General features: G+C 69.1%; 16 protein-coding genes. 10 read left to right on the top strand and 6 right to left on the bottom strand.

The features are described 5' to 3' along the window. Window positions 1-66: 66 nt before the first annotated feature. Both EZ242_RS05915 and EZ242_RS05910 read left to right on the top strand, forming a co-directional pair. Window positions 67-1,029 (top strand): thiamine pyrophosphate-dependent dehydrogenase E1 component subunit alpha, encoded by a 963-nt coding sequence (locus EZ242_RS05915; RefSeq protein WP_135284215.1) that lies wholly within the window; start codon window positions 67-69, stop codon window positions 1,027-1,029. An 11-nt stretch (window positions 1,030-1,040) separates the two neighbouring features. Beyond that, window positions 1,041-2,039 (top strand): alpha-ketoacid dehydrogenase subunit beta, encoded by a 999-nt coding sequence (locus tag EZ242_RS05910; RefSeq protein WP_135284214.1) that lies wholly within the window; start codon window positions 1,041-1,043, stop codon window positions 2,037-2,039. Between the two features lie 5 nt (window positions 2,040-2,044). Here EZ242_RS05910 and EZ242_RS05905 read toward each other — a convergent pair whose 3' ends face one another. After that, window positions 2,045-2,248, bottom strand: coding sequence for a DUF3820 family protein (locus EZ242_RS05905; protein WP_135284213.1), 204 nt, complete (start codon window positions 2,246-2,248; stop codon window positions 2,045-2,047). Window positions 2,249-2,420: 172 nt separating this feature from the next. Between EZ242_RS05905 and EZ242_RS05900 the strand changes: the two genes are divergently transcribed. The 7 genes from EZ242_RS05900 to EZ242_RS05870 all read left to right on the top strand — a co-directional run bounded on the left by EZ242_RS05900 (window position 2,421) and on the right by EZ242_RS05870 (window position 8,745). After that, entirely contained in the window at window positions 2,421-3,401 is a 981-nt protein-coding gene (locus EZ242_RS05900; protein WP_167784663.1) for a LysR family transcriptional regulator, read from the top strand. Window positions 3,402-3,519: 118 nt separating this feature from the next. Continuing rightward, complete coding sequence (locus EZ242_RS05895) at window positions 3,520-3,960, top strand: RidA family protein (RefSeq protein WP_135284211.1); 441 nt, start codon at window positions 3,520-3,522, stop codon at window positions 3,958-3,960. Between the two features lie 4 nt (window positions 3,961-3,964). Continuing rightward, entirely contained in the window at window positions 3,965-4,540 is a 576-nt protein-coding gene (locus EZ242_RS05890) for a 3-hydroxyanthranilate 3,4-dioxygenase (RefSeq protein ID WP_135284210.1), read from the top strand. Next, window positions 4,537-5,541 carry an amidohydrolase family protein gene (locus EZ242_RS05885; RefSeq protein ID WP_135284209.1) on the top strand — a complete coding sequence of 335 codons (1,005 nt, stop codon included), beginning with the start codon at window positions 4,537-4,539 and terminating at the stop codon, window positions 5,539-5,541. Before EZ242_RS05890 ends, EZ242_RS05885 begins: the two co-directional genes overlap by 4 nt. 3 nt (window positions 5,542-5,544) lie before the next feature. Continuing rightward, window positions 5,545-6,804: a carboxylesterase/lipase family protein gene (locus EZ242_RS05880; RefSeq protein WP_135284208.1), complete on the top strand. Its 1,260-nt coding sequence runs from the start codon at window positions 5,545-5,547 to the stop codon at window positions 6,802-6,804. A 22-nt stretch (window positions 6,805-6,826) separates the two neighbouring features. Further along, a complete protein-coding gene (locus tag EZ242_RS05875; RefSeq protein WP_167784662.1) occupies window positions 6,827-7,711 on the top strand; it encodes a VOC family protein in 885 nt (294 codons plus the stop codon). A 59-nt stretch (window positions 7,712-7,770) separates the two neighbouring features. Continuing rightward, on the top strand, window positions 7,771-8,745 hold the full coding sequence (locus tag EZ242_RS05870) for a Bug family tripartite tricarboxylate transporter substrate binding protein (protein WP_135284206.1): 975 nt from the start codon (window positions 7,771-7,773) through the stop codon (window positions 8,743-8,745). Window positions 8,746-8,748: 3 nt separating this feature from the next. On the opposite strand, the gene EZ242_RS05865 is transcribed toward EZ242_RS05870, so the two are convergent. Then, window positions 8,749-9,690 carry a GSU2403 family nucleotidyltransferase fold protein gene (locus EZ242_RS05865; protein WP_135284205.1) on the bottom strand — a complete coding sequence of 314 codons (942 nt, stop codon included), beginning with the start codon at window positions 9,688-9,690 and terminating at the stop codon, window positions 8,749-8,751. A 322-nt stretch (window positions 9,691-10,012) separates the two neighbouring features. Between EZ242_RS05865 and EZ242_RS22645 the strand changes: the two genes are divergently transcribed. Beyond that, window positions 10,013-10,306, top strand: a complete 294-nt coding sequence (locus tag EZ242_RS22645) for a GNAT family N-acetyltransferase (RefSeq protein WP_420821232.1) — start codon at window positions 10,013-10,015, stop codon at window positions 10,304-10,306. Here EZ242_RS22645 and EZ242_RS05855 read toward each other — a convergent pair. The 4 genes from EZ242_RS05855 to EZ242_RS05840 all read right to left on the bottom strand — a co-directional run bounded on the left by EZ242_RS05855 (window position 10,216) and on the right by EZ242_RS05840 (window position 14,970). Then, complete coding sequence (locus tag EZ242_RS05855) at window positions 10,216-10,638, bottom strand: P-type ATPase actuator domain-containing protein (protein WP_240787002.1); 423 nt, start codon at window positions 10,636-10,638, stop codon at window positions 10,216-10,218. The two genes, EZ242_RS22645 and EZ242_RS05855, sit on opposite strands and share 91 nt — an antisense overlap. Window positions 10,639-10,726: 88 nt before the next feature. After that, a complete protein-coding gene (locus tag EZ242_RS05850; protein WP_135284204.1) occupies window positions 10,727-12,292 on the bottom strand; it encodes a sialidase family protein in 1,566 nt (521 codons plus the stop codon). Window positions 12,293-12,500: 208 nt separating this feature from the next. After that, window positions 12,501-14,066, bottom strand: a complete 1,566-nt coding sequence (locus tag EZ242_RS05845) for an ABC transporter permease/substrate-binding protein (protein WP_135284203.1) — start codon at window positions 14,064-14,066, stop codon at window positions 12,501-12,503. An 88-nt stretch (window positions 14,067-14,154) separates the two neighbouring features. After that, window positions 14,155-14,970 (bottom strand): AraC family transcriptional regulator, encoded by an 816-nt coding sequence (locus tag EZ242_RS05840; RefSeq protein WP_135284202.1) that lies wholly within the window; start codon window positions 14,968-14,970, stop codon window positions 14,155-14,157. Between the last annotated feature and the right edge of the window lie 92 nt (window positions 14,971-15,062).

The following is a 15,062-nucleotide window of genomic DNA, read 5'->3' as shown; positions in this document are numbered from 1 at the left end:
TCGCGTCCCTGCGTTGCGGGTCCTCCGCTGCGCATCGACGCCACCCCACCCGACGAAGGAACCACGATGGAAAACGACGCCCACGCAGCGCGCCGCGTGCGCATGCTCGAGCGCATGCTGCTGATCCGCGCCTATGAAGAAAAGCTCGCCGAGCTGCACGCCACGCAGGGCCTGCCCGGCACCTGCACCTCGGTGGGCCAGGAGGCCTGCGCCGTGGGCGTGGTGCAGGCGCTCCAGCCGGAAGACCGCATCCTCACCAACCACCGAAGCGGCGGCCACCTGCTGGCGCGCGGCGCCGATGCGGGCCGCATGATGGCCGAGGTGATGGGCCGCAGCACCGGCTACTGCCGGGGCAAGAGCGGCTCGCTGCACGTCTCCGTCAAGGAGCTCGGCGTGGTGCTCACGTCCACCATCGTGGGCGGCGAGCTGTCCCTGGCCACGGGCGTGGGCCTGTCGATGTCCATGCTGGCGCAGGACGGCATCGCGGCCTGCTTCTTCGGTGACGGTGCGGCCTGCGAGGGGCGCTTCCACGAGTCGCTGAACCTGGCGGCGGTGTGGAAGCTGCCGGTGCTCTACGTCTGCGAGAACAACCAGTGGCAGGCCTTCGTGCACCGCCGCGAAACCATGCTGACGGACAGCATCGCCACCTGGGCCGAGCGCTACGGCATGCCCAGCCGCAGCATCGACGGCAACGACGTGGAGGCCGTCGCGGCCGCCGCCGAGGAGGCACGGGCGCACATGCTGCGCGAGGGCGGCCCCTACTTCCTGGAGCTCAATACCTATCGCCTGCGCGGCCACTTCGAGCCGGACGACCAGTCCTACGTGGACAAGGACGAACTCGCCGCCGCACGCGCCCGCGACCCCATCGTGCTCATGCAGCGCCGCCTGCAGGACGAAGCACTGCTGGGCGCGCAGGACTGGACCCGCCTGCAGGCGCAGGTCGCGGTCCGGATCGAGCAGGCCCTTGCCTTCGCGAGCGCCTCGCCCTTCCCGGACGCGAGCGAACTCACCACCGATGTCTACGCCTGAGGAGCAGCACCATGAACCGGATCACCGTGAATGAAGCCATCGGCCAGGCGCTGGCCGAAGAGATGCGGCGCGACAGCCGCGTCGTGATGTTCGGCGAAGGCGTGGCCACCAAGCGCCCCGAGCTGGTCGAAGCCTTCGGCGCCCGGCGCGTGCGCAACACGCCGCTGGCCGAGGGCATCATCGCCGGCACCGCGGCCGGCGCCGCCGCGACGGGGCTGCGCCCCGTGGTGGACCTGCTGTTCGCGCCCTTCCTCTGCTACGCCATGGACGAGATCGTCAACAGCGCGGGCAAGCTGCGCTACGTCTCGGGCGGGCAGTTCTCCTTTCCCATGGTCGTCATCGCCATGACGGGCAGCGGCTGGACCGTGGGCGCGCAGCACAACCACAACCTCGAAGCCTGGTTCGTCCACAGCCCGGGACTGAAGGTGGTCATGCCCTCGAGCGCGGCCGACTTCAAGGGGCTGCTGAAGGCCGCGGTGCGGGACGACAACCCGGTGCTGTTCTTCGTGGACATGGCCCTGGGCCCCACCGAAGGCGAGGTGCCGCAGGACGAGGACCATGTCGTGCCACTGGGCAAGGCGAACGTGCTGCGGGAAGGCACGGACGTGACGATCATTTCCTACGCCAAGATGGTCGGCACCTGCATGGAGGCGGCCACGCAACTGGCCGACGCGGGCGTGTCCGCCGAAGTGATCGACCTGCGCTCGCTCAAGCCGCTGGACGAGGAGACCATCCTGCGCTCGGCGCGCAAGACCGGCCGCGTGCTGGTCGTGCACGAGGCCAGCCGCATGTGCGGGGTGGGCGCCGAGGTGGCCGCCATCGTCTCCGAGCACGCTTTCTCGCAGCTTCGCGCGCCCGTGCTGCGGGTCACCGGACCGGACGCGCCGGCGCCATCGAGCTACATGCTGGAGCAGGCCTTCATGCCGCAGGCCGCGGGCATCGTGAGCGCGGCGAGGACGCTGATGCAGGGCTCGCCCGCCAGGCAGGGCGAGCAGGCGCAATTCGCCTGAGCCGATCAGCGCAGCGGCGCGAGCAGGTGCTTGAGGCCGTTGTGGTCGATCTCGTGCATCAGCGCGAGGAGTCGCCCCAGTTCGCCCGCGGGAAAGCCCTCGCGGGCGAACCAGTTGAGGTAGTTGCCCGGCAGGTCCGCAATGGGCGTTCCCTTGTACTTCCCGTAGGGCATGCGGGTGCGCACCAGGAGCTCCAGCGAGTCGGTCATGGGCCGATTGTCTCGCGGTGCGGCAGGCTGCCGTGCCGGCAGCGGCCCGACCTGGGATAAAAAGCGAACGCAGTCCACGGGCGCCAGCCCTGCGTGGGCGATGGCAAGCACCGCGCTACCATCGCGCGATCCCTGCGTGCCCCGCCCCGGGGCGCGGTTTCGAAGAATCGCCTTGAGCCCTCCGTCGTCCCCGCACACCCGCCTTTCGCTCGCCCGCCGGCTGCGGCTGCAGCAGCTGGTGATCTTCGAGAAGGTGGTCGAGGCGGGCTCCATCCTGGCGGCATCGCGCGAGCTGGCCATGACCCAGCCGGCGGCCAGCAAGTCCATCCACGAACTGGAGGAGCAGCTGGGCGCGCCGCTGTTCGTTCGCGGCAAGTACGGCGTGGTGCTGACGGAGTTCGGCCAGGTGTTCGAGCGCCATGCCCGGACGATGCTGGCGCAGCTGCGCTACCTGGCGGAAGACCTGAACGCCGCGCAGTCGGGCAGCTCCGGCCACGTCATCGTGGGGACCCTCATCACCGCGTCGGCGACCCTGCTGCCGCACGCCATCACGCGCCTGCGCGCGGCCGCGCCGAACGTGGCCGTCACCGTGCGCGTGGGGCCGAATTCCCTGCTCTTTCCAGCGCTCGCGCGGGGGGAGCTCGACGTGGTGGTGGGCTTCCTGCCGCTTGAGTCGCAGCGCGGGCTCCCGCACGCCGAGGGCGCCCGGCTCAGGCACGTGAGCCTGTACGAGGAGGCCCTGCGCGTGGTCGTGGGCAGCCGGCACCGGCTGGCCGGCCGGCGCAAGATCAAGGCGTCCGAGCTGCGGGAGCTCGAATGGATCGTTCCCACGACCGACTCGGTCGCCTTTCCGCACGTGACCGCGTTCTTCGAGCACCACGGCCTGCCGCTGCCGCGGCACCCCATCGAGTCGATCTCGATGCTGACCAACCTGGAGCTCCTCGGCAGCAGTTCGATGGCGGCGCTGATGCCGCAATCGGCAGCGGCGCAGTTCGTCGATGCCGGACTGCTCTGCGCCCTGCCGGTGGAAGGCCTGAGCCCCTTCAGCGAGGTGGGCTACACGGTGAGATCCGACCGCGCGCCCACCGCGGCCACGGAGCGCTTCCTGCAGGCCTTGCAGGAGGCTGCGCGCGCGCTGCGCCGCCCTCGCTGATGTAGTCCTGCGGGTTATAGCTCAGGCCGAAGAAGTCATTGGTCAAGAATAGATCCGCTGACTAGACTGGCCTGCACGCCGCAGCCGCGGCAGAAAACGAGCAAGGGGGCTTTCGGGCATGGCATCCGGCACCAGTACTGAAGCGAAGGTCGTGCCCGGCAAGGCAACGCCTCGCGGGCGGTTCCCGCACCTCAAGCGCGCGGGTGACTTCCTCTTCGTCTCGGGCACCAGCTCCCGGCGCCCCGACAACAGCTTCGCCGGCGTGAAGGTGGACGCGCTGGGCGTCACCGACCTGGACATCCGCGCCCAGACCCGCGCCGTGATCGAGAACATCCGCGACATCCTGGCCAGTGCGGGCGCGGACCTGGGCGACCTGGTGGAGGCGCAGTGCTTCCTCGTGAACATGAACGACTTCGGCGGCTACAACGAGGCCTGGGCCGAGTACTTCGACCACGAGGGTCCGACGCGCACCACCGTGGCCGTGCACCAGTTGCCGCACCCGCACCTGCTGATCGAAATCAAGGCCGTGGCGTACAAGCCGCTGCGCGCGAAGGAGTAGCACCATGCTCGAACTCAAGTACGGCAACCCGCTCAACTTCAACCGGTGGCTGGCCGAGCATGCCCACCGCCTCAAGCCGCCCGTGGGCAACCAGCAGGTCTGGCAGGACGGTGACTTCATGGTCACCGTGGTGGGCGGGCCCAACGGCCGCAGCGACTTCCACGACGACCCGACCGAGGAGTTCTTCTACCAGTTCAAGGGCAATGCCTACCTGCTGATCTGGGACCGGGGGCGCTTCGAGCGCGTGGACCTGAAGGAGGGCGACATCTTCCTGTTGCCGCCGCATGTGCTGCATTCGCCGCAGCGGCCCGAGGCGGGCAGCCTGTGCCTGGTGATCGAGCGCCAGCGCCCCGCGGGTGAGCGCGACGCGTTCCAGTGGCACTGCGCGAACTGCGGCCAGCTGATCCAGCGGCACGAGGTGCTGCTGCAAAGCATCGTGGACGACCTGCCGCCGCTTTATGAACGCTTCTATGCCAGCGACGAGGCGGCACGGCGATGCAGCGCCTGCGGCGTCGTTCATCCGGGCCGCGACTACCCCGCCTGGCATGCCCAGCTCGAACGCGCGCAGGAGGCCCGATGATCGACATGCACTCCCACTTCCTGCCGGCGACCAGCCAGGCGGAGGCCTACGCGGTGGATGCCGAGCGCGCGCCGTGGCTGCGCGTGGACGGCGACGGCCGCACGGGGCAGGTCATGCTCGGCGAGCGGCCGTTCCGCCCCGTGCACGACGCACTGTGGGACCCCGATGCGCGCGTGCGCGAGCTGGACGAGGCGGGCATCGCGCTGCAGGTCGTCTGCGCCACGCCGGTGATGTTCGGCTACGGCTGGGAGCCCGAACGCGCAGCCGAGTGGGCCGTGCGCATGAACGAGAAGGCCCTGGCCTTCTGCGCGCGCCACCCCACGCGCCTGAAGGCCATGGCGCAGGTGCCGCTGCAGGACCTGCGCCTGGCCTGCGACGAAGCGGCCCGGGCGGTGGCCAGCGGCTGCATCGGCGTGCAGATCGGCAACCACGTGGGCGACAAGGACCTGGACCATCCGCAGATGGTGGAGTTCCTCACCTTCTGCGCCGAGCAGGGCATTCCGGTCTTCGTCCATCCCTGGGACATGATGGGCGGTGCCGGCCGCATGAAGCAGTGGATGCTGCCCTGGCTGGTGGCCATGCCGGCGGAGACGCAGCTGGGGATGTTGTCGCTGATCCTCTCCGGTGCGCTGGAGCGCATTCCGCCATCGCTCAGGATCTGCTTCGCGCACGGCGGCGGAAGCTTCGCCTACACCCTGGGCCGCGTGGACAACGCCTGGAGGCACCGCGACATCGTGCGACAGGACTGCCCCGAGTTGCCCTCGACCTATGCCCGGCGCATGTACACCGACAGCGCCGTGTTCGACCCCGGTGCGCTGCGACTGCTCACCGACGTGATGGGGACCGAGCGCGTGATGTTCGGCACCGATGCGCCGTTCCCGCTCGGTGACCAGGAGCCGGGTGCGCTGGTGCGGGGTTGTGATTTCCTGAGCGCCGACGCGCAGCAACGCATCCTGGAAGGCAGCGCCCGGGAATTCTTTGGCGCCGGCCGGCTGGACTGAATCATGTCTCCGACTGTCCGGGCCACCATGCCGCAAGGCACCGTCACCGGCCTGCGCGAGGCGGCGTGCTGCCGCTTCAGTGCCATCCCGTATGCGCAAGCGCCGGTGGCCGAACTGCGCTTCAAGCCGCCGCTGCCGGCGACATGGAAGGGCGAGCTCGATGCCACGCGGCCCGGCCCCGTTGCGCCGCAACTTCCATCGCGCCTGCGCGGCGCGATGGGCGACTTCGCGGCGCCGCAGTCCGAGGATTGCCTGCACCTGACCGTCTGGACGCCCGCCCCCGACCGCGCGCGAAGGCCCGTGCTCGTGTGGCTGCACGGCGGCGCCTGGCAAAGCGGCGGCGGCGCGGTGGACTGGTACGACGGTGCGCGCCTCGCGGTGCGGGGCGACATCGTGGTGGTTGCGCCCAACTACCGCCTGGCCGGCCTCGGCTGGCTCGCGCCCGAAGGCGGCACGGCCAACCTGGGCATCCTGGACCAGGAACTTGCGCTCGACTGGGTGGCGCGGCACATCGAGGCCTTCGGCGGCGACCCCGACCGGGTCACGGTCATGGGCCAGTCGGCGGGCGGCATGTCCATCGCCAACCTGCTGATGCGCGGCCAGCCGAAGTTCCAGCGCGCCGTCCTGCAAAGCGCCTCGCTGGGACGCGGCATGCGCAGCGCCGCGCAGGCCGCCGAGATCGCCCGCATCTTCCTTCGGGCGGCAGGCGCCCACAACGTGGAAGAGGCACGCCGCCTGCCCGTGGCGGCGCTGCTGGAGGCGCAGAAAGCCCCGGACGTGCTCGCGTGGCTCGCCGCCGAGAACGCCCACCGTGCGCTCTTCGGTCCGGTGGCCGATGGCGAGGTGCTTCCCGCCGACGAGCAGGCCGCGCTGAAGCGCGCGAGCGGCCGGGTCGATTCCGTCGCGGGGTACACGGCTGACGAGATGAACGCGTTCCCGACACCGTCGGCGCCGGGCCTGGGTGACGAGGTGTTCGGCGCACCGGCCCGGCGCTGGGCGGCCGATGCGGCGGCGCAGGGACGCCGGGCCTGGAGCTTCCGCTTCGACCACGCACCCAACGAGCGCTTCGGGGCCTGCCACTGCATCGAGCTGCCCTTCGTCTTCGGCACCGTGGAGGCTTTCAAGGACGCACCGATGCTGCAGGGCCTTCGACCCGAGGAGGCTGTGCGGCTGGTGACCGAGATGCAGCAGGCCTGGATCGGCTTCATCCGCGATGGCGATCCGGGGTGGCCTGAATGGCCGCAGCAGAAGGTCTTTGCCTGAACGAGAACCCACTGGAGACGACGTGAGCGAACCGGATATCGACAGCATCAACCACGTGGGCATCGTCGCGCGCGACCTGGCCGCGACCAGCGCGCGCTACGAGGCCCTGGGCTTCACGCTCACGCCGTTTTCGCCGCATTCGGGCGCGTGGAAGCCCGGCGAGCCGGTGCAGCGCCTGGGCTCGGGCAACCGCTGCGTGATGTTCGGGCGCAATTACCTGGAGATCCTGGCCAACGAGGACGCGGCGCAGCCCAGCGCCCGGCTGGAAGGGTACCTGCGCCACCACCAGGGCGGGCACATCATCTGCTTCAATTCCGAGAACCTTCCCTCGGTGGAGCGGCGCATCACGGACAGCGGCCTGAAGACCTCGGGCGTGCTGCCGCTTCAGCGCGAGATCGACACGCCCGAGGGCGTTCGCACGGCGAAGTTCGAGCGCGCGCAGTTCGCCCCCGACGAATCGCCCGAAGGCTACATCCAGGCGGCGCGGCACCTCACGCCGCAGTACATCTACCAGCCGCGCTACACGGGCCACGAGAACGGCTGCACCGAGCTGTCGAGTGGCTACGTCGTGGTGGACGACCTGCGGCGCTTCCGTGAGCGCTACGAGGTCTATACCGGCCTGCGCCCGAGGCTGGAGGAGGGCGCCGCCATCTTCGACTTCGCGCTGTGTTCCCGCCTCGTGTTGATGGACACCGCGCGCGCCCTGCGCGATCTGCCCGGGACGCTCTACCCGCCGCTGCCCGGCATCGCGGCGGTGGGCTTTCGCTGCCCGGATGTCCCGGCGCAGGCCCAGCGCCTGCGCGCGCGGCGCATTCCCTTCGCCACCACCGCCGAAGGGCGGCTGGTCGTGCCGGCCGAAGAGGCCAGTGGCATCGCGGTGGTGTTCGAGCCCCTGGAGAAGCGGTGAGCGCGCGCCAGGCATTCGCCGCATCCGACCCTGTGCAAACGTCAATTAGGAGACAAGCCATGAAGAAGTCCATCTCCCGCGCCATCCTGGTGCCCCTGCTGGCGGGCGTGTGCCAGTTCGCCGCCGCGCAGGACTTCCCGAGCGGGCCCGTGCGCCTGGTGGTGCCGTACCCGCCCGGAGGCGGCGTGGACGGGTTGGCGCGGCCCCTGGCCGAACGGCTCTCCAACCTCTGGGGCAAGCCGGTGATCGTGGAGAACAAGGCCGGAGCCGCCACGATCATCGGCAGCGACCACGTCGCCAAGGCGACGCCCGACGGCCACACGCTGCTGTTCACGAGCGACTCCAGCATCACCAGCAACCCGCACCTGTACGCCAAGATGCCGCTGGACCCGATGAAGGACCTGGTGCCCGTGACGCAGCTGATCGACCTGTACCAGATGGTCGTGGTCCATCCCTCGGTCAAGGCGAACACCATGAAGGAGTTCGTCGAGCTCGCCAAGTCGCAGCCCACGCCGATGAACTACGGCTCCTACGGCGCCGGCAGCCAGCCCAACCTGCTCTTCGAGGGCCTGAAGCTGCAGACCGGCATCAACATGACGCACGTGCCGTACAAGGGCATCGCCCCGGCCATCCAGGCCACGCTCGCCAACGAGGTGCAGGCCACGCTGGGCGGCGCGGCCACCACCGGCCAGTACTTCTCCGCCGGCAAGATGAAGCCGCTGGCCATCTCGGCGCCCAAGCGCAGCGCCCTGCACCCGAACGTGCCCACCTTGCAGGAAGCGGGCTTCCCCGACATCGGCCCGCAGGCCTGGTTCGGCATCCTCGCGCCGGCCGGCACGCCCCAGCCCGTGCTGGACAAGATCAGCCGCGACGTCGCGAAGATCATGGCCGAGCCGGCCTTCGACTCCGCCCAGATCACCGGCAAGGGCTACCAGCGCGTGGGCAGCGCGCCCAAGGACTTCGGGGCCTTCATCGAGAAGGACTTCAAGCAGAAGGGCGAGGTGATCAAGGGGGCGGGGATCAAGGTGGAGTGAGGTTCAACTCCCGAGCAGCAGGCCTTCGTCGAGCAGGCTGCGCACGATCTCGGCCTGCCGCTTGTCACGCCGGCGCTTGATTGCGGGTCGGCCGCGGGCGGACTCGGCCATCCACAGCTTGAAGGACACGAAGGCCTCCGGCGCGATGGTGCGCATCAACGCCATGCGCCCGGTGCTGGATACGACGGTGTGCTCGAAGCGCGGCGCGTCGGTGAGCACCGAAGCGCGGACGGCCTGCACCGGCCAGAGGTCTTCCTCGTCCTCCGAGAAGCGGAAGGGATGAGGGTCACCGTCCACCGGCTGGCGCCGCAGGAAATCGATCTGGAATCCGCGGTCGTTGATGGCCGTTTCGTTGTGCAGTTCCTTGCGTCGGAAGGTAGGGTCCACGCCCTGGAGCAAGCGCAGCATCGACGTATCCAGTCGCCGCAGGTCGCTGATGAACTGCACGCGCCGGCGCGCGTCCCATAGCAGGTCCACGTCCTGCGTTGCCAGCGCGCCCTGCACCACGCGAACGCCCGCTGCCGTTTCGTAGGCATACAGTGCATGCGTGCCTACGACCACGAAGTGCTGCCCGAGCCCCGCGTCGTCGAGGGTCTGCAGCAGCGTGACCACCAGGGGCGGCACCCGACCCAGCTTCACCGCCTTGTTCAGCCGCTGCGCCTCCGTCATGGCCTCGCGCAGTGAACGCAGGCGCTGCTCGACCTCCTGCTTGTGGCGCGTGAACACTTCGTAGCTGCGCTCCGTCTCCGGCGAGCGCGGCCCGATCCGCTGCTGGCGATTGTCCGGGCTGGTCTTCACCAGGTACTCGTAGTCGCCCTGCCGCTTCCAGTACATGCCGCCGGCGTACTTCCCCGCTTCCGCCTTCACGCGACGGAACTCATCGAAGACCGCGGTCGAGTCGATGAGTTGCCGGGCCGCGTTGTCGGGGAGGGGGAGGTAGTCCATGGCCGTAAAAACATCAAAACCCGATTTTATACGGCCAATGTGGGGCGAGTCTGGCGCAGCGCGTTCGCCGCGAGGGTTGCTTTCTGCTTTAGCAGGTGTGTCCCGCATTCATAAAAGAACGACCCTTAGGACGCGAACTTTGGAATGCATGAATGCTTTACTCGCTACGGCCCGCTGTTCCCGAGGACATTGACGCCTGCATCGAGGTGCGAGGACGAACGCGCGAGAACGCGTTCTCGATCGAGGAATTGCGAGCGTTGGGCATTACGCGCGAGAGCTGGCGTGCCGCGGTCGAGACGGGCGCACTGTCGGGCCATGTCTGTTGCGTGCACGGCCAAGTCATCGGCTACTGCTTCGCCGAACGGATGTCGGGGAAATCGTCGTGCTTGCCATCCTGCCCGAGTGGGAAGGTCGCGGTATTGGCAAGCGTTTGCTGGCAATGGCCATCGAAGAACTTGCGACGCTGGGCCTGGCGCGTTTGTTCCTGGGTTGCTCCACGGACCCTAACAGTCGCTCGTATGGGTTCTATCGTCGGCTGGGCTGGCGCTCGACCGGACAGATCGACGCTGCCGGTGACGAGATACTCGAGTACTTCACCTCGAACGACGAGCCATGAACGCAAAGATCCAAGCACAGGAATTGCTTGGACGTCACGTGGGGAGCTGGGAAAGTTGACCGATGTGGGCAGGTCGCGGCGCTCACGAGGGCGCCGATCCAGCCGTGGCCCTGGCGCATCCGCACCGCGGCCAGCGTGATGCACAGCGCGACGGATGCGCCGAGCAGGACGACGACGAGGCGCCCGATCGCCTGCTGCAGCGGTGTCGCGGCGTGGCCGCCCGCGGCCGCCGCGCGCGCGATCTCGCCATAGCGGATTTGCGCGCCGATGGCGATGACCCGCAGGCATGCCGTGCCGGTCAGGAGGCGGGTCCCTGCGGTGCCCCAGTGCACATCGGGCGGTCGCTCCTTCTTTCCCCAGGGCGCGTGGATCGCTGACTATCCGGCGGGAGTGGTCCTGCAAGGGACTGCTGGCGGGCGATCAAGGCGCCTGCCGGGCAAACACGATGCTTTGCCTGTCGCGCGGGTCGACGACGCCGGACCCCGGCGGCCAGGCGGCCGGTGTGCCGACGTTGTTCGTCCTGGTGAATGCCGCGACGAAATCCTCGCCGTCGCTCGCCAGTCCGACATAGTCGCCGGGGAAGTAGCCGCGCTGGGTCAGGGCGCTCATGCGCATGTCGAACGAAGACGACGTCAGTCTCCACTCCCTCACGAAGCCGAGTTCGGGCGTGAAGACCGACAGCCAGACATCCGTGCTCAGCGATGGGTCGCCAGGCTGGTCGTTGCGGAAATCGTAGAACAGCACACCGACCGTTCCGTCCTGGTTCACGGCGACGATCGGCAAGAACGCCTGCACGTCTTCGGCCGAGCCCTGGTTCACCCGGACCGGGGCCGACCACTGCCTGCCACCATCCGACGAGACGGAAATGTTGACGCCGACGCGGCCGTCGCTGCGTCTCGCCTGCCACGCAACGTAGGCGTAGCCGGTGGTCGGGTTGGCTGCGGCACTCGGCAGCGTGCCCGCGTCGCGTACGGGGATTCCCCTTTCGATGTCCACGGCCGTCGCGCCACGGAAGGTCGCGATGGGCAGGTCCACCCGCGACCAGCTCTTGCCCTGGTCTGTGGAGCGCAGCACGGACTGCTCGGTGCGCTCCTCGCCGGTCCTGGGGTTGAAGACAAGGCGGTAGTACACGTTCAGGAGCGTCGGGTTACCTCCAACGTCACGCAGGACGATGACCTGCGCGCCTTGCCGGAAGTACGCCTGCTCGGGTGGCTGCTCCACATTCAAGGTGGCGATCGGACGGGGCGCGCTCCATGAGAGGCCCTTGTCCGTGGACCGCGAGAACATGACCGACCACGAGCGCAAGCGAAACACCGTCCAGGTGGCGTAGACGTAGTTCGGGTCGAAGGGATCGGCCGTGATCGAGTTCTTGTCGTGGAACAGGGATCTCAGCGTCGGGTCCTGGGCCGGCGAACGCACGATCACGACCGGCGCCGACCAGCTCACGCCATCGTCCGACGAACGCGCGACCACCATGGCGTTTTCGTTCACCGAGTTGTCCGTGACCAGCCCCATGAGGTACGCGGTCCCGTCCGGGCCGAAGCTGACCCACGGATCGGAAGCGCGCTCGTAGTCGCCGCTGGAGCGCGCCTGCGCGCCGGAACAGCGGGTGAACGGGATGGTCACCGGCTGCCACGTGGTGCCGCCGTCGATCGTGTACGCGGCGCCCAGGCCTTGGGCGCCGCCCGAGCTCCACCGGTCCTGGTGCCAGCTGGAGATCATGTTGGCCCGGTTGACCGGATTCACCGCAAGGTGCGGCTCGCTTTCACTGTTGCGGAAGAGGTTTCCTGCCTGCGGCGCGCCGTTGCACCGCGTCACCGCGGCGAAATCGCTCTCGCTCCCATCGACGAGGTAGGGGCTCAGCCCGCTGATCGGAACCTCCGCCTGCGCGGGTAGTACGGCGGCAGCACCGGCCACGATCCAGGTGCCGACCCAGGCACCTGCGACGAGTGCGGACGCACGTGGCCGCGAGCTGATGGACAACATGGCGTACCCCCGAAGCGAGGAACATGGCGCGGCCATCGTGCAGCGACATCCGGAGGCGGGACAAGCGCTGCGCGGGTGACAGAACGCCGCAGGCGGGTAAGTTGTGTAGCAACTGCACTCACTGCCGCGGAGCTGGCCGGCGCACAGCAGCACCGCGAGGTGCTCGGGAGGCGAGCCCGGCGCCTGCCGCGCTCCTCGTCCTTGCCAGTCAGCGGCCGGATCCGGCGCGAGCGGACCCCGCGGCGTGGCTGCGCCTGCGCAGCAGCGCCCATTCGAGGCCATCGAACAGGTACTGCGTCAGCAAGGCGAGGATTGCCGCCGGCACGGCGCCTGCGAGCATGTACGCCGTGTCGTTGACGGCCAAGCCGGCCACGATCCGCTCCCCCAGGCCGCCGGCGCCGATGAAGGTCGCGATGGTGGCCACGCCGACGTTGATCACCGCGGCCGTCTGGATGCCGGCGAGAAGGGTCGGCGCGGCCAGCGGCAGCTCGATGCCGCGCAGCACCTGGCCACTGCGCAGCCCCAGCGCCAGTCCTGCCTGCCGCATGCCGGGCGGCAGCGAGACCAGCCCCGCGTGCGTGTTGCGCACGATCGGCAGCAGTGCGTAGAGCGACAGCGCCAGCAGGGCCGGCACGAAGCCGATGCCGCCCACCAGCGCAATCAGGAACGCGAGCAGCGCGAGCGAGGGCACGGTCTGCAGCATGCCGATGGCGGCCAGTAGCGGCTGACCCAGGCGGGGCCGCCGCACCGCCAGCACGCCCGCCGGAATGCCGATGGCCGCGGCGATGGCGACCGAGGCGGCCACCAGCGTGACATGTTCGCGCAGCAGGCGCCCAAGGTCCGGCGCCAGCAGGCGGTCCAGGAAACGCTGTCCGTGGGAGGCCGGGGCCGAGCGCACGGCAGCGGACGGGCCGGAGCCGGTGGCTGCCTTGTTGCGGGCGATGAAGTCGCGCGCGACCTGCTCGAAGCTCTTGCCGTCGATCTCCGCTTCGGCGTTCAGCGCCTGCATCGTGCGTTCGTCGATGCGGCCGGCCAGCGCCGCGGCGAGCGGAGCTTCGTCCAGCTGCGCCTGCATCAGCAGCACGGCGTCGTAGCGCGGAAAGAAGTTGCGATCGTCGCGCAGCACGCGCAGGCCCAGCCGGGCGATCTGCGCGTCGGTGGTGTAGACGTCCATCACGTCCACCTGCTTGCGCGCGAGTGCCTGGTACGCCAGCCCGTGGTCCAGGCCGCTGCCGGGCGTGAAGGGCATGCCGTACGCCGCCTTGAGCGCATTCCAGCCATCGGCGCGCTGCAGGAACTCATGCGACAGGCCGAAGCGCAAGGAAGCGCCAGCCCGCGCCAGGTCCGACAGCGTTTCAATGCCCAGGCGCGCGGCGTCGTCCTCGCGCATGGCGAGCGCGTAGCTGTTGTTGAAACCGAGCGGCACCGCCGCCTTCAGCCCGCGTGGGGCGAGCCAGCGGTTGATCTGCTCCAGCGGGGGAGCGGCGGCCTGCGCGCCTTCCTTCTTCAGCAGCTCGCGCACGATGGTCCCGGTGTACTCGGGATACACGGCGATGGCACCGCTGGCCAGTGCCTGCTCCATCACCGCCGTGTTCCCCAGGCCCTGGCGGTGCAGGGCCGGCACGCCGGCGTCCTCCAGGGTCTGGCGCAGCACTTCGCCGAGCACATAGCTTTCGGTGAAGCGCTTGGAGCCGACGACCACGGGGTCGGACGCGTGTGCCGGCAGGCAGGCGCCCAGCAGGCCGAAGGCGATGACGAGGGGAGCGAGGATCATCTCAGTGGCGGAGTATGGGCCACTCCGCGGCAAGGGCATGAGGGCGTCATTCCCACGTTCCGGGAGCGGCACATGACGTCTGACTCGCCTAGACCTCGGCGAAGAATGCGCTCGGCGTCTCTCCGAGCTGCTTCCTGAACATGGAGGCGAACGCACTCGGGCTGTCGTAGCCGAGCGCAAGCGCTACATCGATCACCTTGTCCCCGGTGGCGAGCAGTTGCAGCGCCCGAAGCAATCGCGCCTGCTGCCGCCATTGGCCAAAGGTCATGCCGGTCTCCTTCACGAACAGCCGCTGGATCGTCTTCGCATCGACCCGCAGGCGCTGAGCCCAGTCGGCCACCGTGGATGCATCGCCCAGGTTCTGCTGCAGCGCCTCCGAGATCCGGACAAGCCGCGCGTCGCTCGGCATCTGCAGGTGCAGTGGCAGGACAGGCAGCGCTCGCAGCTCATCGAGGATCAGGCGCATGAGGCGCCCATCGCGGCTGTTCGCCACATAGGGTTGCCGCACGTCCATCGCGGCGCGGATCAACTCGCGCAGCAGCGTCGAAATGCCGACCGCTTGCGTGCCGTTCAGCAGCTTCGGTGCGGCCTCAGGTGCCACCATCAGGCTGCGCATGTGCACCGCGCCGACACAGCGGATGGCATGGGTCATCCCGGCCTCCATCCATATCGCCCGCGTCGGCGGCACCACCCAGTGGCCGGCGTCCGCCTGCACCACCATCACGCCGCGTACTGCGTAGATCAGCTGGTGCTTGGTGTGCGTGTGCGGCGCGATGTGCCAGCCCGGCGGGTAGTCCGTCGCACGGCCGGCGACCGGCGAGGACACCGCCTCGATCTCCTTCAACACCTGGTGCAGCGGTGGCGGGGCCTGTGTGGATGGCGTGTCCGTTTTGCGATGGTTCATGGACGTTTGGCGCGAGACAGGAGAGCCAGTCTTGCACAGAATCCAGGCCGATCGCCCCGAAGCCCTGCAGTCCGATATGCCCCTCACTCCCA

It is taken from the genome of Ramlibacter rhizophilus (assembly GCF_004681965.1).
GTDB classification, from domain to species: Bacteria; Pseudomonadota; Gammaproteobacteria; order Burkholderiales; family Burkholderiaceae_C; genus Ramlibacter; species Ramlibacter rhizophilus.
Note: the sequence above shows the minus strand (reverse complement) of the source record. Positions and strands in the feature narration are given on the sequence as shown.